Origin of the sequence: Marinobacter profundi (genome assembly GCF_002744715.1) — a bacterium.
Taxonomy (GTDB): Bacteria; Pseudomonadota; Gammaproteobacteria; order Pseudomonadales; family Oleiphilaceae; genus Marinobacter; species Marinobacter profundi.
The window spans coordinates 106,081-129,115 of sequence record NZ_KZ319375.1; the positions used below are offsets into that span (position 1 = coordinate 106,081).

The 23,035-nt window shown below is 59.5% G+C and carries 19 protein-coding genes; 7 read left to right on the forward strand and 12 right to left on the reverse strand.

Going from position 1 to position 23,035, the window contains the following annotated elements:
• Nucleotides 1-56: 56 nt before the first annotated feature.
• Genes CLH61_RS15715 through CLH61_RS15725 form a run of 3 tightly spaced genes read left to right on the forward strand, consistent with a single transcriptional unit; the run spans nucleotide 57 to nucleotide 3,444 of the window.
• Entirely contained in the window at nucleotides 57-965 is a 909-nt protein-coding gene (locus tag CLH61_RS15715) for a lysophospholipid acyltransferase family protein (RefSeq protein ID WP_099615720.1), read from the forward strand.
• On the forward strand, nucleotides 956-1,423 hold the full coding sequence (locus CLH61_RS15720) for a hypothetical protein (protein WP_099615721.1): 468 nt from the start codon (nucleotides 956-958) through the stop codon (nucleotides 1,421-1,423). The genes CLH61_RS15715 and CLH61_RS15720 overlap by 10 nt, the downstream gene beginning before the upstream one ends.
• A 14-nt stretch (nucleotides 1,424-1,437) precedes the next feature.
• Nucleotides 1,438-3,444, forward strand: coding sequence for a glycosyltransferase (locus CLH61_RS15725; protein WP_099615776.1), 2,007 nt, complete (start codon nucleotides 1,438-1,440; stop codon nucleotides 3,442-3,444).
• A 33-nt stretch (nucleotides 3,445-3,477) separates the two neighbouring features.
• Here the strand turns inward: CLH61_RS15725 and CLH61_RS15730 are convergent, their stop codons facing one another.
• From CLH61_RS15730 to CLH61_RS15745, 4 genes are all read right to left on the reverse strand, one after another.
• Nucleotides 3,478-4,479 carry a polysialyltransferase family glycosyltransferase gene (locus CLH61_RS15730; RefSeq protein ID WP_099615722.1) on the reverse strand — a complete coding sequence of 334 codons (1,002 nt, stop codon included), beginning with the start codon at nucleotides 4,477-4,479 and terminating at the stop codon, nucleotides 3,478-3,480.
• 104 nt (nucleotides 4,480-4,583) lie between these two features.
• Nucleotides 4,584-5,645, reverse strand: coding sequence for a CDP-glycerol glycerophosphotransferase family protein (locus CLH61_RS15735; protein WP_099615723.1), 1,062 nt, complete (start codon nucleotides 5,643-5,645; stop codon nucleotides 4,584-4,586).
• The gene (locus tag CLH61_RS15740) at nucleotides 5,646-6,764 is read right to left on the reverse strand and encodes a glycosyltransferase family 4 protein (protein WP_099615724.1); all 1,119 of its coding nucleotides are present in this window, start codon (nucleotides 6,762-6,764) and stop codon (nucleotides 5,646-5,648) included.
• Nucleotides 6,761-7,477 carry a 3-deoxy-D-manno-octulosonic acid kinase gene (locus CLH61_RS15745; protein ID WP_099615725.1) on the reverse strand — a complete coding sequence of 239 codons (717 nt, stop codon included), beginning with the start codon at nucleotides 7,475-7,477 and terminating at the stop codon, nucleotides 6,761-6,763. Before CLH61_RS15745 ends, CLH61_RS15740 begins: the two co-directional genes overlap by 4 nt.
• A 158-nt stretch (nucleotides 7,478-7,635) precedes the next feature.
• Here CLH61_RS15745 and CLH61_RS15750 point away from each other — a divergent pair, with 158 nt between their 5' ends.
• On the forward strand, nucleotides 7,636-8,679 hold the full coding sequence (locus CLH61_RS15750) for a glycosyltransferase family 9 protein (protein ID WP_099615726.1): 1,044 nt from the start codon (nucleotides 7,636-7,638) through the stop codon (nucleotides 8,677-8,679).
• A 65-nt stretch (nucleotides 8,680-8,744) separates the two neighbouring features.
• Here the strand turns inward: CLH61_RS15750 and CLH61_RS15755 are convergent, their stop codons facing one another.
• From CLH61_RS15755 to glnE, 3 genes are all read right to left on the reverse strand, one after another.
• Nucleotides 8,745-9,152 (reverse strand): DUF6165 family protein, encoded by a 408-nt coding sequence (locus tag CLH61_RS15755; RefSeq protein ID WP_099615727.1) that lies wholly within the window; start codon nucleotides 9,150-9,152, stop codon nucleotides 8,745-8,747.
• A 90-nt stretch (nucleotides 9,153-9,242) separates the two neighbouring features.
• Nucleotides 9,243-10,169 carry a branched-chain amino acid transaminase gene (locus CLH61_RS15760; protein WP_099615728.1) on the reverse strand — a complete coding sequence of 309 codons (927 nt, stop codon included), beginning with the start codon at nucleotides 10,167-10,169 and terminating at the stop codon, nucleotides 9,243-9,245.
• An 82-nt stretch (nucleotides 10,170-10,251) separates the two neighbouring features.
• A complete protein-coding gene (gene glnE, locus CLH61_RS15765) occupies nucleotides 10,252-13,158 on the reverse strand; it encodes a bifunctional [glutamate--ammonia ligase]-adenylyl-L-tyrosine phosphorylase/[glutamate--ammonia-ligase] adenylyltransferase (protein ID WP_099615729.1) in 2,907 nt (968 codons plus the stop codon).
• An 81-nt stretch (nucleotides 13,159-13,239) separates the two neighbouring features.
• Here glnE and CLH61_RS15770 point away from each other — a divergent pair, with 81 nt between their 5' ends.
• On the forward strand, nucleotides 13,240-14,391 hold the full coding sequence (locus CLH61_RS15770) for an ion channel (protein WP_099615730.1): 1,152 nt from the start codon (nucleotides 13,240-13,242) through the stop codon (nucleotides 14,389-14,391).
• A 12-nt stretch (nucleotides 14,392-14,403) separates the two neighbouring features.
• On the opposite strand, the gene CLH61_RS15775 is transcribed toward CLH61_RS15770, so the two are convergent.
• The 5 genes from CLH61_RS15775 to typA form a co-directional block, all read right to left on the reverse strand.
• A complete protein-coding gene (locus CLH61_RS15775; RefSeq protein WP_099615777.1) occupies nucleotides 14,404-15,267 on the reverse strand; it encodes a CYTH domain-containing protein in 864 nt (287 codons plus the stop codon).
• A gap of 95 nt (nucleotides 15,268-15,362) precedes the next feature.
• Nucleotides 15,363-16,331 (reverse strand): porin, encoded by a 969-nt coding sequence (locus CLH61_RS15780; RefSeq protein ID WP_099615731.1) that lies wholly within the window; start codon nucleotides 16,329-16,331, stop codon nucleotides 15,363-15,365.
• Nucleotides 16,332-16,877: 546 nt separating this feature from the next.
• Nucleotides 16,878-17,336, reverse strand: a complete 459-nt coding sequence (gene dtd, locus CLH61_RS15785) for a D-aminoacyl-tRNA deacylase (protein WP_099615732.1) — start codon at nucleotides 17,334-17,336, stop codon at nucleotides 16,878-16,880.
• Between the two features lie 75 nt (nucleotides 17,337-17,411).
• Complete coding sequence (gene pip, locus CLH61_RS15790) at nucleotides 17,412-18,374, reverse strand: prolyl aminopeptidase (RefSeq protein ID WP_099615733.1); 963 nt, start codon at nucleotides 18,372-18,374, stop codon at nucleotides 17,412-17,414.
• A 108-nt stretch (nucleotides 18,375-18,482) separates the two neighbouring features.
• Nucleotides 18,483-20,294: a translational GTPase TypA gene (gene typA / locus CLH61_RS15795; protein ID WP_099615734.1), complete on the reverse strand. Its 1,812-nt coding sequence runs from the start codon at nucleotides 20,292-20,294 to the stop codon at nucleotides 18,483-18,485.
• A 393-nt stretch (nucleotides 20,295-20,687) separates the two neighbouring features.
• Between typA and glnA the strand changes: the two genes are divergently transcribed.
• Both glnA and CLH61_RS15805 read left to right on the forward strand, forming a co-directional pair.
• The gene (glnA, locus tag CLH61_RS15800; protein WP_099615735.1) at nucleotides 20,688-22,091 is read left to right on the forward strand and encodes a glutamate--ammonia ligase; all 1,404 of its coding nucleotides are present in this window, start codon (nucleotides 20,688-20,690) and stop codon (nucleotides 22,089-22,091) included.
• Nucleotides 22,092-22,306: 215 nt separating this feature from the next.
• Nucleotides 22,307-22,828 carry a DUF4124 domain-containing protein gene (locus CLH61_RS15805; protein WP_099615736.1) on the forward strand — a complete coding sequence of 174 codons (522 nt, stop codon included), beginning with the start codon at nucleotides 22,307-22,309 and terminating at the stop codon, nucleotides 22,826-22,828.
• Nucleotides 22,829-23,035 lie beyond the last annotated feature (207 nt).

A 23,035-nucleotide genomic window follows, 5' to 3' on the forward strand; every position in this document is an offset into this window, starting at 1 on the left:
CTTCGACGTTGGTGGTAGTTTCCCGCGCAGTTACCCATTTGGATAAAGCGTCTGACATGGCATCGCCCAAAGCTTCCGCTCTGCTGTTCCTGCTCAAGCTGGCAGGGAAACTCTCGCTCCAGTCAGCCCAGCGAATTGGCCGGGTTCTGGGCACGCTGTTGTGGTTCATCCCCGGCAAGCCGCGGCAGGTCACCAACATCAACCTGGAAATCTGCCTGCCCGAACTGTCCGCCAACCAACGCAAGCAGCTTGCCCGTTCCAGCCTGCGCCATACCGGCCAGACCATGATGGAAATTCCGCTGATGTGGGAGTGGCCGGTGGAACGCTGCCTCGACCTGATCCGGGAGGTCGACGGCGAGGAATTGCTGACGCAGGCCCGTGCCGACGGCAAGGGCCTGATCCTGCTGGCACCGCATCTGGGCAACTGGGAACTGGCCGGTCTCTACTTTTCGTCACGTTACAAGATGGCTGCGCTGTACAGCCCTCCTCACATGCCCGAGTTTGAAGACTATATGATCCGGGTACGGGGCCGCATGGGATCGGAACTGGTCCGCGGCGACCGGCGCGGCCTGGCACGCCTCATTGGCTTGCTGCGGGAAGGCGAAGTCGCGGGCATCCTGCCGGACCAGAGCCCGCGGGGCAAAGGTAACGCCTATGCACCGTTCTTTGGTATGGAAGTCCGCACCATGACCCTGGTGGCGAAATTGATGCAGAAATCCGGAGCCACTGCCCTGATGACCTATGCCGAACGGCTGAAAGACAGCCAGGGTTTCCGCCTGGTCATCCGCCCCTGCGAACCGGGCATGGCGGATGACGACCCGGTGGTGGCAACCACCGCGCTCAACAAGTCGGTGGAAAACTGCGTGCGGGAGATTCCAGAACAGTACCAGTGGGAATACAAACGGATGCGCCACCGCCCGCCCGGCCAGCCCAACCCGTACAAACCCGGACGGGTTTGCCAGTAGGATCAAACCGGTCAAAACTGAAGTGGATCAGTATTCCTGACCAAGCGACCGCACTCTATGTCACCATCCTGTACACCGGACAGCTCGGCAATATCCGCAAGGTGACTTCGAGCGACAACATCCACTGGCCCGGCATGACGCCAGCACAGATACACAAAAAGACAGTACACTTTGATATTGCCCCAAGCCTTTTAAAACACGCACTTGGGTGCGAAGATACGCCCCCGGAAAACGTCGCCTCCGACTTTGGCCTCTTCACGGACAGAAGCAAAAACTGGACAATAGCGCACAGCTATATGAGCCATGCGCTGATTCTTGATGACGCCATGGTCGTAACGGGTCCCACGGGCCACGTTGATGTGCTGGACCCGCACCTGAAGCCCAAGGCCTCCTTTACTGCAACTGCGGGGCTGGTGAGCGACGTCCTGCACGAGCTTTCCCGATTCAACACCAACTGACGGAAACCATGAACATGACCGCGCCCACCCGCATGCTTCTTCCTGCCCTGCTTATGGTCGGGCTGGGAGGCGCCCTGTTGTCCTCGAGTATTCTTGCGGGTGCAACCTTGCTGCTGGCGGTGGCCGGTATGGTATTCATCCTGAAGAAGTCGCTCCCCGGGACCGGCTGGGATACCCCGAAAGAACTGCGCCTGATGCACTTTGCCTTCTGGTTTTTTGTCCTGGTGAGCGGTTATTCGTGGCTGATGGAGGGGTTCGCCTATGAGGGTGGCAAAACCCTGGGCACCCATGCCCGCCTGATCCTGTTCTGGCCCCTGGTGGTGGCCCTGACCTGTTCCGGGGTGAGAGCCCGGGGTGCATTCATCGCGCTGGGGCTGATCTCCCTGTCGGTAATTGTTGCCCTGGTCAGCGCCCTGGCTGCCCGTCACGGCTCCCTGGACAAGATCCTGAGCATCCGTTTTGGTGGCGGTATCAACCCCATCAGTTTCGGCAACCTGGCCCTGCTCGGCGGTATGCTGACCCTGGTCGGAGGCTTTTTCTTCGGGCGCAGCAAGCGGCCGGTGCTGGCGGGGCTGTTTTGCGTTGCCGGTGTCACTGCCGTGGTCATCTCCATGCTGTCAGAGACCCGCAGCAACCTGGTCGCATTGCCCTTCCTGCTCTTGTTGCTGCTTCCGCTGCTGGGCCGAAAGCTGCGGGTTGGCGGCGTGATTGTGGTGGCCGTCATTGCGATCAGTGCGGTGGCCAGCAGTGACCGGATGTTCAATTCACTGGAGGGGCTGCTGCATGACCGCAGCCTCGATACCGGAATGGATGCGCGGATTGAGGTCTGGGGCCTGGCCTGGAACATGTTCCTCGCCAACCCGCTGACCGGCATCGGCCTCGGAGGTTATACCGCGTCGGTCGAAGCCGCGGTAGCGGCCGGCGAAGTCTCTGCCAAGCTGGGCCTGTGCTGTACCGGCCACGCCCACAACGACCTGCTGAACAATGCCGCTACCAGCGGTATTCCGGGCATCCTGAGCTGGGCCCTGCTGATCTTCATTCCCCTGGCCATTTTCGCCCGGCACCTGTTCAGCAAACACCGGCCAACCGCCCACCTCGCGGTCGCCGGCACCATGGTGGCCACCGGCTACCTGATGTTCGGGCTGACCGAAGCAACCTTCGACCGCAGCCTGTTCCTGACATTTTACCTGCTCATCATGGCCGGACTGGCGTCGGCCCTGTTTACCGAACTCAACGCTTCCTGCTATCGGGACCGCAAGGTGCGGGTGTCCGCCACCATCATTACCAAAAACGAAGAAGATCACATTGCCGACTGCCTGCAGTCTGCCCGCCTGGTCGCCGATGAGATCATCGTCCTGGACAGCGGCAGCACCGACCGGACCGTAGACATCGCCCGCCAGTACGCTGATATTGTTGAGGTGACCGACTGGCCGGGCTTTGGCATCCAGAAACAGCGGGCGCTGGAAAAGGCCACCGGTGACTGGGTACTGTCACTGGACGCCGATGAGCGCATCACGCCCGAACTGGCCCGCGAGATCAACCATCACCTGGCAGAACCGGATGCAGACGCCTACAAGCTGCCGTGGGCGGTGACCATCTACGGCAAACGTCTCGATTTCGGCCGCAGCGGGCGGGCGCCCCTGCGACTGTTCCGCCGCGAAGGTGTGAGCTTTTCCGATGCCCTGGTACACGAACGCATCCTTATCCCGAGTGGCCGCCGAATCAGGACCCTCCGCGGGCGCCTGACCCATTACACCCATCGGGATTTTGGCCATTCCCTGGAAAAAAGTGCCAAGTACGCCTGGCTGGGCTCCCTGGAGAAGCACCGCAAGGGCAAGAAAACCCGCACCATGATCTACCCCACCCTGCGGGGATTGCTGACCTTCGTGCAGGTTTACTTTATCCGCTTCGGATTTCTGGATGGGGCAGTGGGCTATCTGACGGCGGTGACTTATGCTCAGGTGACGTTTAACAAGTACGCGGGACTGTGGACGCTGGACAGGAACGGACGGAAGAACTGAGCCAATGCGGACGACCCCGGCTACCCCGGGCCCTCAAAGCCGGGTGGATTCGACGCCCGCCCCCCTGAACATCGCCAGGATCTCCTCATAGTAAGGCAGGGCTGCCGCCATGGCCCGGTCATCGATCTGAAAGACCGCCGTGTCCGGGAAGATTTTCTTGAGGGTAAATAATGCGGTCGAAGCAAAGCTGTAGAACGCTTCATAAGGCACCCCGGACAGGGCAACTTCGACCTCGATAGGATGCCCGACCTGCCGGAACTCTACTGGCAGCGCCCCCAGCGCCTTCTCAAGCTCCTGCCTTCGTTCTTTCCGGTGCATGAAATAGACAACCTTTGCCCCGGGATGCCGCTCGATGACGTGTTCAAGCTGGACCCGCAACTGCATCAGCCGGTGCTCTCCCCCGAAAGGCTGACCAAGAAAACCCACCAGCGGCATGGCGTCCCTGCTAATCCCGGAGCTGCAGAATATGCGCCGGAATACCGGGAAATCATGAACTTCCACCGAAAGATGGTCTGTGCTGGCCAACGGAAAGCAGGTAAAGAAGGTTACGCTATCGGGCAAATTCCGGTGCAGCCGGATCCGGAAAAACTCAAGCAGACGCCGCTTGCCCGGTGAGATTCGCGAGACCAGCCCCTCGCCATGGATCGCGTGGTAATACCGGACGGTTGCGAGGCCATCGTCCACAAAAACCAGTGTTGCCCAATCCAGGCCGCGATAAAAGATTTCGTGGATCCAGCTCGATTTATTGCCGATAAACAACCGGTTGACCTGACGCCTCGCCAGGCGCCGGAAGACGTGCCCCAACTTGAGATAGAAGGTGTCTTTGCTCAGGTATACGGTCTCGATGCCCTGCCAGCCAAGGTGATCCACCAGAAACGCCATCTGCGATTCGGTCATCTTGTTATCAGGCCGGGCAATGATCAACAAGCTCTCGCGCCCCTCACACTGATAGTGCTCCCGGGCCTCGGTGCAACTGATCAGTTGCAGTGGCGTACTTGCAACAAAGACGTCAATTCGGCGTTCAGGCTCTAACAATTCGGGCAATTCCTTTCAGAAGCATAGGTGATCCTGGACCATGAAGGTCACCGGGGGGCGTCCTTGACGACTGAAGCCGGCGTTCCTGCAAGCTCTGGCCCCCCTTACATCTTGCGCAACTCCCTGCGAAGCCTGCGTCTCACCTTGAGTTTTCTCAGCAAATTCAGCGGCTTTTTCCGCAGGCCTGCCTGTCGGTTAACCAGGAAATCCTCAACCGCATCGAGTACCCGCTGACTGGACTGGCCATCGTGGTAACTGTGCAGGTCACGACACAGTGCCCGTGTTGCATCCATCAGTTCTTGCGGGTATTCCAGGGCCCGCTGCAGTGCCGGTTCAACCTCGTCCACCCGCTCCACGTCAATCAGATAAGGCCCCGGCATCCGGGTTTTAAAGGTGACCACCGGGCGATCCAGGAACATGAATTCGAACATGATCGAGGAGGTGTCGCACAGCATAACATCCGCCTCGGGAAGAACCGGGAGCAAGTCCACATCACTTTCAATAAAGCGCAGGTTTTCGCCTGCCAGGCCGCGATATCGTTCGACGACGGCAGGATCCATCTTCGGATGCAGGGTAACAATGAACTTCCAGCGGCCACTGGCGGCCAGCTCACCAATCTTGTCGACCAGATCCGGCGCCGAAGTCACCGAGCGGCTGAACGTAGATGCGTAAAAGACGACGGGCAACTCACCGGCTTCTCGGGGCCGTTTACCCGCAACACCTTGCGACAACAACGGGTCCAGCTTCGGCCATCCGGTATGGGCTACGGCGAAATGTCCGTGTTCCCTGGCAAGCTCGCTGAACTTGGCAGTGTCTTTCTCAGCATGGGTGCAGTACAGGTCAAACCACCCCCGAATCCGGTAATGGTCACTCTCGTCCTCACTGTTATGGCCACGCTTGTTCCGCGCCATGCCATGGAAGACCTCAACCTTGATGCCGGGAAAGAAGTAAGGTACCCAGTCGCCGGGCACAAAGGTGGCATCGGCCTTGTATTCCATGACCTCCCCGACGGTCTTCAGGCGCCGCTCATCCGGGCGAAGGGGCGCGGTGCTGCAACCGGCAACGAACCAGGCTGCCTCGTCACCGCGGCGGCGAATCTCGTCCTGCAGCGGACGAAGAATCGAATAGGAATACGGCTGATTGACAAAAAACAGGTAGCGACGCATTCAGTTCCTGCCCGTCAGTGATTTGTACAGTTCACCGGTTTCGCGCACGGTTCTCGATGTATGGAAGTCACCGGCGATGCGCTCCCGGGCGGCGTTCGACAGGCGGGCCAGCAGTTCGCGGTCCCGGTATAGACGCTCGATGGCGGACGCCAGGGCGTCCGGGCTTTTCTGTTGCACCACCAGTCCACTCACTTCGTTCTCCACCAACTCGGGCATACCGCCAACGTTGGTCACCACCGGGGCGACACCGTACGCCATCGCCTCGATAACCGCCCTGGGCAGGCCCTCCCGCTCGGTTGACGGCAACACGAACACGTCGCTGGCGCGGGCAATCGCGGGTGCATCCTGGCGGTAACCGGTGAAGTGGACCCGCTCGGGGTGCCTGATCCCGGCGATCTGCGCTTTCAGCTCCTGGTTGTCGATCACATCGCCCACCAGCACCAGGTGGACCTCAACATCCGCTGGCAGCTTGTCGATTGCACTGACCAGAACATCAAACCCCTTGCGTGGCCGGTCGCGACCGGTGCAGCACACCACAAACGCGCCCTCCGGCACCCCGAATTCCGCCAGATCGGCCGCCGGATCCTGGTACCAGCCCAGGTCATGACCTTTATAGATCCGCTGCAATTTGCTGTCCGGAATGTGCATCCAGAGCAGGCGGACACTGGCCAGGTAATCCCGGATCGCGTCCGCGACGCACACGATCTTGCTCACCCGCGGGTGCAGGAACGTAATCCACGATTCAGGGTTGAGAAAACTGATGTTCCCGATCACGCCCCGATAGGCAACAATCCTGATATCCGTCCCTCGGGACGCCCGCAGTCCACAGGCGAGCGACCTGGGATTATAGGCATGGATGATGTCGTATTTCTTACGACTCAACTGTTTCCGGATAGCCGCCGTGCCCTCCTTGTCGAAGCGATTCTTCAGGGCAATCGGCTGGGCAACCATGCCTTCATCCACCAGGCGCTGGTAGTTACGCCCCTTCGGATTGCACATGACATCCACGTCAAACCCGGCCTTCTTCAGACCGATAAAAAGTTCGGTCTCAGGGCGATCGCAGGCGTCCGTCAGGCAGAGTACGGCCGGCAGTGAGTGGCCTTGGTGTTGGTCGGTCAAGCGATATGACTCCCGTTATATCCGTTCATAAATGAATCCCACACCCTGCTCTGCGCAGCCTCTCCGGCCACTTTCCTGAGGGAACGGGCGAGACGCTCCAGATTGGCGGCCTTCCAGCTTGCCTCAGCCGGTGCGGCCAGAATGCGCCCCTTGTCAAAATCAATCAGAAAAAACGTGTCCCCGCGTACCAGCACATTGAAGCAGTTCAGGTCGGCATGGTGGACACCGGCATCGTGAAAGCGACGGATGGTCTGGCCGAGCAGTGTCCAGTGCCGGTCGTCCAGGTCCGGGACCAGGTCCGCCAGGGGGGTGGTATCTTCCAGCTGCTCGATAATAATCGCCGCCTGGTAACGCAGGGCCGAGGTTTTCCGATAGAGCGCAGCTACCGGCCGGGGCACGGGCAGCGCCAGGGCGACCAGTTCGTTGAGCAGCCGGAATTCGGCAAAGGAGCGGACGTCCCGTTCGCGGGTAAAGATGTAACCTTTCTCCGACAGCCGCGCCATCAGGCCGCCACGGCGATACTCCCGCAACACCAGCTTGCTGCCATCGGCGTTGATAAACCAGGCACCACCACGGCCCCCGCTGCTCACCGGGCGCGCCTGCCCGGCCCAGTAGTCCGGCCGGAACCAGTCCGCAGTCACCCGGCCATCATAATCCGGATGCACCAACAGTGCCGAGCCGTTTTCCCGCAGACAGATTTCAGACTCAACCATGGGCACCTGAACACCAAAAATTTGAACGACCGCAAGCCGACCGGGGCGCCCATCAGGACGTACGCCGGCGAGTACGATAGAATGGCGGCCAGTTTACCAATGATTGCCGGCAAAGCTCTAGCAACCCGCTTTCCGAACCTGTAACGGATTATTACCCGATGAAGTCCATCTGCATTCTCCGCCTTTCCGCGATCGGCGATGTCACCCATGTCATACCCGTGGTACTGAGCCTCCAGGAACAGGTTCCCGGCATCCGAATTACCTGGGTGATCGGCAAGATCGAGGCGAAACTGATCGGCGACCTGCCCGGTGTCGAGTTCATTCTTTTCGACAAGAAGGCCGGGCGTAAGGGCTATGCCCAGCTGCGCCAACAGATGAAAGGCCGCCGGTTTGACGCCCTGCTGCACATGCAGGTCGCCTTTCGCGCCAACCTGGCTGCTGCCTGTATCCCGGCAAAGATCCGGGTAGGTTATGACAAGGCCCGCAGCAAGGATCTGCACAGCCTGTTTATCAATCGCCGCATTGCGGCAGCACCGCAACAGCATGTTCGCGACTGCCTGGCGAGTTTCCTGGTGCCTCTGGGGCTGGAAGCTGCCCCGCCACGCTGGCAGATTCCGCTCAGCGAGGACGACCACGCCTTCGCACACCAGCACCTCGCCACCGACCGCAGGAACCTGGTCATCAGCCCCTGCGCCAGCCACACCCTGCGGAACTGGCCGGCTGAGCGCTATGCCCAGCTGGCCGACTATGCCATCCGCCAGCATGGCATGAAGGTCATCCTGGTAGGCAGTCCGGCACCGTTTGAAGCCGAATATTGTGCCGCCATCGAGTCCGCCATGACGGAAAAAGCCCACAACATCTGCGGCCGCGACACCCTCAAGCAGCTTACCGCGCTGATGACCCATGCCGACCTGGTGGTCGCGCCGGATACCGGGCCGGCCCACATCGCCAGCGCCGTGGGCACCGACGTGCTCGGGCTGTTCGCGGCCAGCAATCCCAATCGTTCGGGGCCGTACAACTCCCTGCAGTGGTGTGTAAACCGCTACCCGGAAGCACTGCAAAAGTTCACCGGGAAAACGGTGGCGGAGGCCCGCTGGGGAGCCAAGGCCGAGTTCGAAGGGGCTATGGAACTGGTGACGGTCGCCGACACCACCGCCATGCTGGATCGATGGGTGGCGTCACATTGCGATGACCGGGACTGACACAGCGACGGGCGGGCGTGGCGCACGACAGCAATCGTGTCACCACGCCACGGAAGGCGCCGCCATTATTTCCTGGCGGTATAGTCCTGGTAGGATTTTTCTTCCACAAACCGCGAACCCAGCGCCAGGTTGATTTCTTTCTTGATCGCGGCGCGCTTGTCGTTGGTCACATACACGGCGCGGGCCAGTTCAATGAACTTCGGCCCGAAATCCTGTGCGGCTTCCTGGTCACGGATGTCATCTTCGATGACCCACAACTCCTCGTTCACCGCCTTGAGCTGCTTGCGCAGATCAGCAATATCTGCAGCCCGGTCCGACACCGCCTCATCCCAGGTTACGCTGAGCTCCTCAAGCTCCAGGCGCACGTTTTTCACTTTCTCCTGATCCTTGATGCGTTCGGACTTGATTTCCAGGATGGTGATCTTGTCGAGGACTTCGCCGAAGGAAACCGGAACTTTGATTACGTCTGCCATTGTCTCGTCCTGCTTTTTTCCGTGAATTCTATACAACGAAGCCGCCGGGGCTGGGAGCACCGGCGGCTATCTTTAAATAAAAGGCGTTTCTCAGCCCTTGACCGGCGTCAGCCACTCAGAATGCTGAGCCAGCTTACCTTTCACCGCATCGAAATACATTTGCTGAAGCTTCTCGGTAATCGGCCCGCGCTTGCCCTCGCCAATCTGACGGCCATCGAGCTCGCGGATCGGCAGCACTTCGGCGGCGGTGCCGGTGAAGAACGCTTCTTCGGCAATGTAGACTTCGTCGCGGGTGATGCGACGCTCTTTCACCACCAGCCCCAGGTCCTTGGCGAAGTCGATAATGGTGGCACGGGTGATGCCGGCCAGGCACGAGGTCAGTTCCGGGGTATGCAGCTCACCGTTGCGAACGATGAAGATGTTTTCACCGGAGCCTTCCGCCACGTAACCTTCGTTATCCAGCAGCAGAGCTTCCTCGGCACCACCGGAAATGGCTTCATTCAACGCCAGCATGGAGTTGATGTAGTTACCGTTGGCCTTGGCCTTGCACATGGTGATGTTGACATGGTGCCGGGTGTAGGATGAGGTCCGCACCTTGATGCCCAGTTCTTTGGCTTCCGGAGACATGTACGACGGCCAGCTCCAGGCCGCAACCATCACGTGAACCTTCAGGTTCTCGGCACGCAGGCCCATACCTTCGGAGCCCAGGAACACCATCGGACGCAGGTAGGCTTCTTCCAGATTGTTCTCACGAACAGCCGCACGCTGAGCTTCGTTGATCTCATCCTTGGTGAACGGCATTTTCATGTTCAGGATGTGCGCGGAATTGAACAGCCGGTCGGTGTGCTCTTTCAGGCGGAAAATCGATGTGCCGTTTTCGGCGTTGTAGGCACGGACACCTTCAAAACAGCCCAGGCCGTAATGCAGGGTGTGAGTGAGGACGTGGGTTTTGGCTTCACGCCAGGGAACCATTTCACCATCCAGCCAGATAACGCCATCACGGTCAGCCATCGACATTTCTATTCTGCTCCTAAAAAAGCGGGATTTCGGGGAACCGGCATTCTAGCAGGATTTTTCTGCGGAACGAAAGTGTAGCTTGCTAATTAAGCATCACTTTTTGCCACATCGCCTGTATGTACTTTCTCTCATCCGGGAAGGATCCGGCGGCCACCTGGCTGTTCAGGTTCTGCAATGCCCGGCGATGGATGGTGGAGCGCAGGGTAATGTAGGTTTCCCGAAGCCTTTCCGTGTCTTCCACCGGCAAAATCCCTGCCCTGCCCAGCTCCTCCATCTGGCGGATGTTATCCGACCACTGGGTCAGCTCCGGATGTTCCGCGCAATGGGCCAGCATCAGGTACTGCACCATGAACTCAATGTCGATAATGCCACCGCGGTCGTGCTTGATATGGAACACTTCGGGCTCCCTGCCTTCCACAACCGGGGTGCCGAGGCTGGTACGCATCTTTTCCCGCATCTCTACAACGTCCTGGCGCAGCTTGCCCTTATCCCGGCCAAGGCAAAGAATGCTGCGCCTCAGCGCCTCAAAGGCCTCCAGAGTCGCCGGACAACCGGCTACGCCCCGGGCACGGGCCAGGGCCTGGTGCTCCCAGGTCCAGGCATCGTTGCGCTGATACTTCTCGAAAGCTGCCAGGGTGGATACCAGCAGGCCGGAGTTACCGGACGGACGCAGCCGCATATCCACTTCGTAAAGCTGGCCCGACGGTGTCTGGGTACTGAGGATGTGGACAATGCGCTGCCCGAGGCGGGTATAGAACACGGCGTTATCGATGGGCTTGTCGCCATCGGTCGCCAGCCCGGGATCGGCATCGTGGATGAACACCAGGTCGAGATCCGAGGTATAACCCAGCTCGATACCGCCCAGCTTGCCATAACCGATGATGGCAAAATCGGTGTTACAGGCCGTGCCATCAGCCCGCAACGGATAGCCATGGCGGCTGACGAGGTTGGCGAAGGCCACGTCCACCACGTGGTCCAGCACCACCTCGGCAATCCAGGTGAGGTAATCACTCACTTTCATCAGCGGTAAGGTACCACGCAACTCAGACGCGGCCACCCGCAGAATATGGGCTTTCTTGAAGTGGCGCAGGGACTCCATCTGCTCTTCCAGGTCTTCGTAGGGAATGCGCAGCATCTGCTGTCGCAGGTCGTCCTGCAGCTCACTTCGGGCGGGCGGATGATAAAGACTTTCGGCGTTGAGCAATTCGTCGAGCAACAACGGGGTTTCCGCCAGCTGACGGGCAATCCAGGGGCTCTGGCTGCACAGCCTGACCAGCTGGGCGCGGGCGCCGGGGTTCTCCAGCAGCAGGACCAGGTAGGCGGTACGCCGCAATACCGCCTCGACCAGGTGCAGCACTCTGCCGAGGGTTTCCGAAGGCTGCTCGACGGCGGTCAGTGCCTCCAGCAGCACTGGCATGAACTGGTTGAGCCGTCGCCGACCCTGGGTTTGCATGGTTTGCACGGCGCGACCGGAGCGCAGGTCCGCAAGCAACTTCACACTCTGCTCCGGCGCCTCGAAACCATGGTCGGCCAGCCATTTGACGGCGCTCTCGTCATCAATCTCACCAAACCAGATTTCCTGCCAGCCCTCATCCAGGCCGCCCTGTTCCTGTTCTTCATCCTCGAGCGCAATGATATCGGCAAAATGCCGGGCGACCCGCTCCCGGTGGCCATCCAGCGCTGCCATGAAGTCCGCCCAACTGGCAAAGCCCAGAATCAACGCTACCCGCGCCCGACTCAGCGCATCCTCCGGGAGTAACTGGGTCTGCTTGTCTTCCATGCCCTGCAAGGCGTGCTCCAGATTGCGCAGGAAGATATAGGCATCACGCAGCTCACTGACTACCCGGGGCGGCAGCAGCTCAAGAGCTTCCAGTTCCACCAGGATGTTGAGCAGTTCGCGCTGCTGCAATTCACGGTCTCGGCCACCCCGGATGAGCTGGAACGCCTGGACCACGAACTCGATTTCGCGAATCCCGCCACTGCCAAGCTTGATGTTGTTTTCGAGGCCCTTGCGCCGAACCTCGCGACTGATCATGGCTTTCATGTTGCGCAGGGATTCGAAGGCGCTGAAATCGATATATTTGCGGTAGACAAAGGGCTTGAGCATGGCGGTCAGCACATCGCCCGCACCCTGGTCACCGGCTACGACACGGGCCTTGACCATGGCATAACGCTCCCAGTCCCGCCCCTGGTCCTGGTAATAGGTTTCCAGGGCGGCAAAACTCAGGGCCAGCGCACCACTCTGGCCGTACGGCCGCAGGCGCATGTCGACCCGGAACACGAAGCCGTCGGCGGTTATCTGATCCAGCGCCTGGATCAGCCGCTGGCCGAGACGGATAAAGAACTGCTGGTTGTCGAGGGTGCGGGGCCCGTCCCGGGTCTCGCCCTTGCCGGGAAACGCAAAGATCAGGTCGATGTCGGAAGACACATTGAGCTCCCGCCCGCCGAGTTTGCCCATACCCAGCACAACCATGCGCTGGGGGCCGTCCTTTCCGGTTACCGGATCCATACCCCAGGGCGTCCCGAACAGCCGGCAACTGTCGGTGTAGAGCCACGCCAGGGCGCCGTCGATGCAAACGTCGGCAAAAGCGCTGGTCGCCGCCATGGTCTCCTGGAGGTCAGCCCAGCGCAGCAGGTCGCGCCAGATGATGCGGAACTGGGTCTCCCGACGGAACCTGCGCAATGCCCGGTGCAGGGAGGCTTCGTCGGTGACAGCGGCGAGAAAATCCTGCCAGCGTCGCTGCAGGAACGCCGGGGTGGTGGGTTCCGCCAGAGGCTGCGCCTGGTTCAGCTCGGCAACCAGGTCAGGCTGGCGCTGCAGGGTTTCCCGCAGAAACAGGCTGCGGGCGAGCGCCTGTGCCATGTCATGCGGTGAAACTCCGGTGTCACCGGATGTCCAGCCCGGCAACCCTTCGGGAAAAACCGACGTCCAGACTCCCGACACATCGGCCGCCAGCTCTGCCGGCAACTGCCCCCACGGCTCAGACATGATGCAAACCCCTGTTGCTCTGTTATATTTCCGGTACTGTATACCGAACCGTCCATCGACTGAACCGCCAGAAGGCTCCTGATGCAAAGAAACCGCCGGCCGCTCAATCCGGAACACAGCATGCCCCACCTGCCCATGTCGGGGATTATCCGGGAGCGGATGAAACGGCTGTTCCTCATCCTCGCAGGGCTGATGAGCCTGCAGATTCTGGTGATCTGGACGGTGGAGGACCTCACCCTGTTCGAATCCGTGTGGATCACCATGACCACGGTGTCGACGGTTGGCTACGGCGACTTTGCCCCGAAGACGTACATCGGACGGATCAGCACTATCCTCATCATGTTTGTGGGTGCCATCACCCTGCTGACGCTGATTGTCAGTGATTTCATCGAGTACCGCTTTTACCGGCGGGAACGCATAGTGACCGGACGCTGGATCTATAAAATGAAAGACCACATCATCATCATCAACACCCCGAAACAGGGTGGTGAACAGTACTTCCTGCGGTTCGCTACCCAGGTTCGTGCCGTACCGGGTTACGAGCGCATTCCCATCCAGATCCTGACCCGCCAGTACCCCATGGGGCTGCCGTCGGAACTGGCGGACATGGGGCTGGTACATTATCACGGCTCGGGCAGCGACATGGAGGCGCTCAAAGCTGTCCATGCCGGCGACGCCCGGCACATCCTGCTGCTGTCACCGGACGAAAGTGACCCCACCTCAGACAGTCTGATCTTTGACATTGCCCACCGCCTGAGTGAGTCCAACCTGGCCAGCAAGGTGGTGGCGGAATGCGTGCGGGACGAGAACCGGCCGCGTTTCAAGACCCTGGGCATCCGCTCGGTCATCCGGCCGGTACGCACCTATCCTGAAATCATGGTGCGCGCCGTGGTGGCACCAGGCTCGGAAAAGGTCCTGGAAGACATGTTCGACTACGAGCAGGATCACCCCCACCGTTACGACCTGAAGCTGGATGACCTGAACTGGGCGGACATCGTCAGTGCCCTGATCCGCCACGGTATCGGAACCGCACTGGCCTACATCGATCACGACGGTGAAGTCATCTGCCACCCGGACACGGCAGACGAAATCAAGGGCAAGGGGTTGATCGTACTGGTAAAAAGCAAGGACACCCCCAGCCTCGAAACCGTAGAGGAAGCCCTCGAGCGCTACCGCGCCTTTGTCGAGAAATGGCACAGCCTGCAGGAAAAGGCCGGTTCGGGCGTCGCATAGGCGCCCGCACCCTCAACGACCGGCAATGGCCAGCTGCAGCCTGCCCAGATCGCGAGCTGCGAGCAGTTGCCGGACCGGCTGGCCAGCCCCCAGCGCCCGGGCTACATCGCCAAACAGTTCGGCCTCACCGGCCTGCCCGGCCTTCGCCGCAACCTCACGCAGCTGGCTGGCGCTGACAGTGAGCGATTTACCGGTCAGCCAGGCGACACTCAGCAGATAAAGAAACCGGTTTACATCCAGCGTTTCAGCCTGACCGACCACGGTGTCCTGCCCGGGGGCATGGACCCCCGCCAGGAAATAACCCTGCTCCGCCTTGCTGACCAGATTCAGGAACACCGGGACCTGTTCCGCCAAGGCCCTCGCCCAGTGCAGCAAGCGACCGCCATCGCCCGATTTCAGCTCAAACTCCACCTCGTTCAACGGGCAGCGTCGGTCACCGGCGACGATCTCGCCGCAATCGATCGCGCACTCGATCACCGTCTCGCCATCGTCAATCATCACCACCCGCCGCTCGAAGTTGGTCTCGAACACCGGCTGCAGCGCTGCCAGGTCCACTCCCTGCCCTACGGGAGTGTCCGCCAGCAGGGCGACATCCAGCGCCGCCCCCGGCACCGGCCACTCCCACTCCTGGCGCAGGTGGGCGCCGTCGACAAACTCACCGCGGGTTTTCAGGGTCTGGATGAACCGGTCCCCGGCGTCACGCACCCGCAGCGCTATTTGCTGCCGGTTCAGATCCGCCGACGCGGTATCGTAGTAACAGTTGATCAGCTGGCGGCGCTTGCCCTCGCGGGTCCCTGGCTGCTTCAGCAACCACGCCAAAGCCTGCTCGAGATCCGCCGGTTCAAGACTGAGCTTGATTTCCAGTTCTGCGGCCATAACGTCCTCCCGGACAAACATTCTGAACGCCAATAAAAAACCGGCGACCCTGAGGTCGCCGGTTCTCACACTGCTTCGATTAGCCGGAAGGCTGATCAGAAGTAGTAGGTAGCACCAACAGCCAGATCGGTGGTGTCAAAATCGTTGGCACCGTCGTCGGCATTGTTCAGGTAGCCTTCAACATAAACGTACATGTTGTCGGACAGGTTGTGCAGGGCCTGAGCTGTGATGGTAGAAGTCTCGGCATCGGAGTTGTCTTCATCGCCAAACTCGTAAGCTACTGCGAAGACGTTCTTGCCCATGGTGTAGCCGGCAAACACGCCCCACAGGTCACCAACGTCCTTGCGGGTCTGGTACTGGGCAGTCAGGCGCAGGTCGCCGGCTGCGTAGCTACCGCGCACACCGTAGGTGTTTTCATTGTTTACGCTGGTACCGGCAGTGCCGTTGGAGTAGGCGAAATCGCCGTCGTTGGAGTCCATGGCGACAGCCAGTTCAAAGGCATCAACTGCGTAAGTGGCGGCCAGCTGGTACGGGTAGGACTTCTCACCCTTGTCGTCGTCACCGTTGAACTGAACAGCACCGTGCAGCTTCAGGCCACCAAAGTTCGGAGTGCTGTACTGGATCAGGTCGCCTTCGCCGGTGTCATAGGGTCCACGGAAGTTCTGGGAAGCCACTTCGAAGTAGTTGGAGATTTCATCAATGGCAGACTCGTAGGTGGAATCGTCGGAACCCACCCAGATCTTACCGAACTGGTCGCCTTCCACACCGATGTAGGCTTCGTCAAATGCGTTCAGACCGCCGTTGTCAGCCTTGTCGTCCGCGTCGAATTCCAGCTCGGCCTTGAAGAAACCCTTGATGCCAGGCGCGATTTCGTGGTCGTGCTTCACACCGATGGTGGAGCCGTTGTCGTAGTGACCGATACCGGAGCTGCCATCTTCAACGTCGCTGTGAACAACAGCCAGCTGGATGTTACCGTAAACAGTCGGCAGGTTGCTTTCCTGGGCCAGCGCTGCGCCGGAGAAAGTGGCCGCTGCAATTGCAGATGCGATGAGCGTCTTTTTCATGTTGCGTCTTCCTTTTTGAGTTAACTCAGGTTTTAGCGACGGGTTGGACCCGCTCTTCTAGACTTCTTCTTTCGGGCTTGATCGCGCCCCATTCTCTTTCACAAAGATGTCATTTATGTGACATCGTTTGGACATCATTCGGCGCTACAGCACGGAACTTCCGGCTCCGCTTGCTGCTGCCACCCGGTCGAATACCCCTTAAATTACCAGCGCTTACTGACCAAAAGATTGAGATGAATCAAGTACACCTTTTCCCTCAATCACTTACGGAGATAACTTAAAGCGCGACCTGATGAACCTGTTTTAATACAATGACTGCATTTTTGCAAATTTTCATTGCCGGTTTTTTAGGCCATTTCGTGCAACCTGCACCCGCCCTTATGCCCTTGTCTCTGCACGCTGACCTGTCAATTTTGAGGCCAGATTTAAAATTATTCTTTAAAAACAATAACAAAAACTAAAACTCCACCCAAAAGCCGGGGAAAACCTCGCGACAGTCCGCCACCCACCGCCCCAAAACGGCGCCGGTAACCAGCCCACGCCCTGCTATGGTGCGCCACCGGCCTCCAACATAAAGGTGACAGGCCCGTCATTCAGCAGCGCCACTTTCATATCCGCACCGAATTCCCCGGCCTGCACCCTGCTCTCACCAAGCCCCTGGCGTCTGGCCTGCTCAACAAAATAACGAAACAGGTCGCAGGCTTCTGCCGGCGCGGCAGCGCGGGAGAAGCCCGGACGGGTCCCCGAGGTGGTATCAGCGGCAAGGGTAAACTGGGGAACGACCAGAAGGTGGCCTTCGATATCGAGCAGGCTGCGATTCATCCGCCCCTGCTCATCGGGAAACACCCGGTAGGTGAGGATCTTGCGGCACAATTGATCGGCGACAGCAGCACTGTCTCCGCGCTCAACGCCGAGTAGCAGGAGCAATCCGCGCGGAATTTCGGCAATCAGCCGGTTATCCACGGTGACACTCGCCTGTGAGACACGCTGGATCAGCCCCTTCATTACACTCCCGGTCAGAAGGCGGTCATTAAAATCGCGAAAGATTCTATCGACCCCATGACCGGGCTGCAACCCCGCTCAAGACGAATGGTTCTCAATTATTGCAGCAACCCCTTCAACTCCATGGATCAGCGCGTCCACAATTGCCGGCTCGGAGGCGGAATGACCGGCGTCGCGAATAATCCGCAACTCCGCATCGGGCCAGCGCTCACTCAATGCCAACGCATTATCGAGCGGGCACACCATGTCATAGCGGCCATGCACGATGACCCCGGGAATACCCGCCAGCCGCCCCGCATCCCGCAGAATCTGCCCCGGCTCGAGGAACGCCTGGTTCATGAAGTAGTGACATTCGATCCGGGCCAGGGCAATGGCCACATGGGGGTGACCAAAGTGCTCGACCACCCGGGGGTTGGGATGCAGGGTGGCACAGCGGCCTTCCCATACCGACCACGCCTTGGCCGCCTGGATCTGCTCCAGCTCGTTGCTGCTGGTCAGGCGGCGGTAATAGGCGCCGACCAGGTCATCCCGTTCCGTCGCGGGAATCGGGGCAAGGAACTCCTGCCAATAGTCGGGGAAAATCCGGCTGGCGCCCTGCTGATAAAACCAGTGGATATCCTCCGGGCGGCACAGGAAGATGCCCCGCAATACCAGCCCCAGCACTCGTGCCGGGTGCGTCTGGGCGTACACCAGGGCCAGCGTGGACCCCCAACTGCCACCAAACAGCAGCCACCGGCGGATGCCAAGAAGCCCGCGAATACGCTCGATGTCGTCCACCAGCCCCGCAGTGGTGTTGCCACCCAGTTCTGCCAGCGGCGTCGAACGGCCGGCACCGCGCTGGTCAAACAGGATAATGCGGAATCGCTCGGCATCAAAAAACCGCCGGTAATACTCCTCACAGCCGCCGCCGGGGCCGCCATGCACGACGAGCACTGGCAGCCCGTCCGGATTTCCGCATTCTTCAATATAGAGTTCGTGGGGAGGATCAACTGCCAGCCTGTGCTGGGCGTAGGGTTTTATTTCTGGAAAGAGGGTTCGCATAGCTTGTAGCCCGACCGGGGGAGTTACCGGAAGTTTAGCGCATCTGACCATAAAAAAACGGGACCGGAACTGAGTTCCGATCCCGTTTCGGGCATCCTGCGGCCAGCGTTACTTCTTGTTGGCGCGCTTCCGCTCGTTTTCGGTCAGCAGCTTCTTGCGCAGCCGGATCGACTTTGGCGTCACTTCAACCAGCTCGTCGTCATCAATGAACTCCAGCGCCTGCTCAAGGGTGAACTTGATGGGCGGCACCAGGGCGATCACCTCGTCCTTGCCGGAAGCCCGCATGTTATCGAGCTTCTTGCCCTTGGTGGGATTCACTACCAGGTCGTTCTCACGGCTGTGGATACCACACAGCTGACCTTCATAGATGTCCTGGCCCGGCTCAAGGAACAGCTTGCCGCGGCTCTGCAGGGTCTCCAGGGAATAGGTCAGCGCAGTACCTGTCGCCATGGAAACCAGCACACCGTTCTGGCGGTTGGTCACATCACCGGCCTTGATCGGGCCATAGTGGCTGAAGGTAGAGGTCAGGATACCGGTACCTGAGGTCATGGTCAGGAAGCTGTTACGGAAACCAATCAGACCGCGGGCCGGAATAGTATATTCCAGGCGCATACGGCCCTTGCCGTCCGGTGCCATGTTGGTCAGTTCGCCTTTGCGAAGACCCATCTGCTCCATCAGCGGGCCCTGATGCTGCTCTTCGATATCGACGATAACGTTCTCGTACGGCTCCTGCTTCTCACCGTCGACAACCCGGATAACCACTTCCGGTCGACCGACAGCCAGCTCAAAGTTTTCCCGGCGCATGTTCTCGATCAATACCGACAGGTGCAACTCACCACGACCTGATACCTTGAACTTGTCGGCGGAATCACCGTCCTCGACACGCAGCGCCACATTGTGCAGCAACTCTTTCTCCAGACGCTCCTTGATGTTGCGGCTGGTGACGTACTTGCCTTCTTTACCGGCGAACGGCGAATCGTTGACCTGGAAGGTCATGGATACCGTCGGCTCGTCGACGGTCAGCGCCGGCAGCGCCTCAACGGAGGTCGGATCGCACAGGGTATCGGAGATGTACAGCTCGTCCAGACCGCTGACGCACACGATATCGCCGGCCTGGGCTTCTTCAACCTCGATACGCTGGAGACCTGAGTGACCCATGATCTTGAGAATACGGCCCTGACGTTTTTTGCCGTCGGCGCCGATGGCCACGACCGGAGTATTGGTCTTGACCTTGCCACGCATGATACGGCCGATACCGATCACACCCAGGAAGCTGTTGTAATCCAGCTGGGAGATCTGCATCTGGAAGGGGCCGTCAAGGTCCACTGAAGGTGCAGGCACGTGATCGACAATGGCCTGGAACACGGCGTCCATATTGTCGCCCATGTTCTCGTGATCCAGTCCGGCAATTCCGTTCAGGGCGCTGGCATAGACAATCGGGAAGTCCAGCTGCTCATCGGTAGCCCCCAGGTTGTCGAACAGGTCGAATACCTGGTCCACAACCCAGTCCGGCCGGGCGCCGGGCCGGTCAATCTTGTTAACCACCACAATCGGCCGCAGGCCAGCGGCAAAGGCCTTCTGGGTCACAAAGCGGGTTTGCGGCATCGGGCCGTCGATGGAGTCCACCACCAGCAGCACACTGTCCACCATGCTCATCACCCGCTCAACCTCGCCACCGAAATCGGCGTGGCCCGGGGTGTCCACAATGTTGATGTCGTAGCCGTTCCATTTCAGTGCCGTGTTCTTGGCCAGAATGGTAATGCCGCGCTCTTTTTCCTGATCGTTGGAGTCCATAACCCGCTCGTTCTCGAGCTCTTTACGGTCCAGCGTTCCGGACAAACGCAGCAGTTTGTCTACGAGAGTGGTTTTGCCATGGTCGACGTGGGCGATGATGGCGACGTTTCTAAGCTTATCAATCACAACTGGTATCCTGCAGAATTTGGCGGGGCGCAGTATATCGAAAAGTCCATGTCGATAATATGAAGAATAGTGCTTAATATGTAACCAGCCGCCTGATGCACTGTTATCAGGCAACAGACTGCAAGACGCACCATTTCGGTGCGCTTACTGAGTGCATCGACCCATGAATTGCAACCAGGCTGTGCGCCAGAATGGCCCCAAAGCCCCGTGGCTGCGCTGTTCTGGCGCAAAACCTGAAAACTGGCAAGGCCCTTGCTTAGCTGAGAGCAGCCGTAATTGAAAGGTAAGCGCGGGACGCTTCTGGTAAGCTGCCGTCACCTGTAAAAACGATCGGGCCTCAGCACTCTGAACGATCCGGCACAACGAACATGTATAACTCACGGAGCATGCACCATGTCCAAGACTGTTGATTTGATCAAAGAACACGAAGTCAAGTGGGTCGATCTGCGCTTTACCGACAGCCGCGGTAAAGAACAGCACGTAACCCTGCCAGCCACCGAAGTGAACGACGACTTCTTCACCGAAGGCAAGATGTTCGACGGTTCCTCCATTGCCGGCTGGAAAGGCATCAACGAATCCGACATGATCCTGATGCCGGATGACAGCAGCTCCGTACTGGATCCGTTTACCGAAGAAACCACCGTCAACATCACCTGTGACATCGTGGAGCCTTCCACCATGCAGGGTTATGAGCGGGATCCGCGTTCCGTTGCCCGCCGTGCCGAGGAATACCTGAAGTCCACCGGCATTGCCGATGGCGCCCTGTTCGGCCCGGAGCCCGAGTTCTTCATCTTCGATTCCGTAAAATGGAAGACCGACATGCAGGGCTCCATGTACGAGCTCTACTCCGAAGAAGCTGCCTGGGTATCCGGTGAAGACTTCGACCGCAACAACATCGGTCACCGTCCTGGCGTTAAAGGTGGCTACTTCCCGGTTCCGCCGGTCGACAGCCTGCACGACCTGCGTGGCGCGATGTGTGCCGCCATGGAATCCATGGGCCTGGTGATCGAGGTTCACCACCACGAAGTTGGTACCGCCGGCCAGTGTGAAATCGGTGTGGGTCCGAATACCCTGACCAAGAAAGCGGACGAGGTTCAGATCCTCAAGTACTGCGTCCACAACGTTGCCCACGCCTACGGCAAGACTGCCACCTTCATGCCGAAGCCGGTGGTCGGTGACAACGGTTCCGGCATGCACGTTCACATGTCCCTGAACAAGGACGGCAAGAACCTGTTTGCCGGTGACAGCTATGCCGGTCTGAGCGAAATGGCGCTGTACTACATTGGCGGTATCATCAAGCACTCCAAGGCCATCAACGCCTTCACCAACCCGGCCACCAACAGCTACAAGCGCCTGGTTCCGGGCTACGAAGCTCCGGTCATGCTGGCCTACTCTGCCCGTAACCGCTCGGCCTCTATCCGGATTCCTTACGTGAGCAGCCCGAAGGCGCGCCGTATCGAAGTTCGCTTCCCGGATCCGGCCGCCAACCCGTACCTGGCCTTCGCTGCCCTGATGATGGCTGGTCTGGACGGTATCCAGAACAAGATCCACCCTGGCGATGCCATGGACAAGGACCTGTATGATCTGCCGAAGGAAGAAGCGCTGAACATTCCGAAGGTTGCCGAAACCCTGTCTGAAGCACTGGACTGCCTGAAAGAAGACCACGAGTTCCTGACCCGTGGCGGCGTGTTCACCGAGGACATGATTGCCGGCTACATCGACCTGAAGCGTGGCGAAGTTGAGCGTATCAACATGACCACCCACCCGGTTGAGTTCGAACTGTACTACTCTTGCTGATCGCAGCCTGCTGATGGCCCCGTGCCGTGGCAACACGGCCGGTGCATCATGCAAGGCCGGTCCCTTTGACCGGCCAGGGAAGCCCCGCTACGGCGGGGCTTTTTCATGGGCATGTCGTCATTAACGGACTGTAACGCAAAGCCAATCGGGCAGCGTTGCATTGTTGCGGTGCGCTACCGATAATCGGCCTTATAACAACCACACAGAGGCCTGATATGACATTCCGATTCCTCGTTCTTGGCAGCTTGCTCGCTGCGGTGACTTTGCCCGCCGGCGCCGAGGTTTACCGCCATGTGGACAAGCAGGGCAACGTGACCTTTTCGGACGAGCCGACCGAGGGTGCCGAAGCCATTCAGGTCAAGCCTGTCACTACGGTCACCCTGCCCAAACTTCAGGACGTGAGCCGCCCGGAACGCCGTGACCAGGCGCCCGACGGTAAAGTCCGTTACGACCAGGCTTCCTTTGCTGCCCCGCAAGATGGCGAGGCGTTCCACAGCGGCAGTGGCGACATCGAGTTCCGCGTCAGCAGTTCGCCCGCCCTTGGCCAAGGCCACAAATATGAAATAACCCTGGACGGCCAGCCCGTGGCACAAAGTGCCTCCGGATCTCTCGTGGTGCGCAATGTCTATCGCGGTACCCACCAGGCCGCTGTCCATGTCATTGATGAAAACGGCCTGCGCGTGTTTACCGGAGACAGCATCAGCTTCACCGTGCATCGCCCCTCCGCCCGGAACTGACGCCGGCACCGCACCATTTCGGTGCGTAAGCACCAAAAAAGAGCCATACTCTGAGCAAACGCAGGGCGTTAACCCGGCCACAGGGGCCGGGTGGCGATTTGCTTGCACCATTCCGCGGCGCAGATAGCGCCAACTTCCGGCACGTTGCCCGCCACTTGCGCTATTTTGCATCGCGACCAGCAAAACTGGTTCACTTCTTGCAAAGTT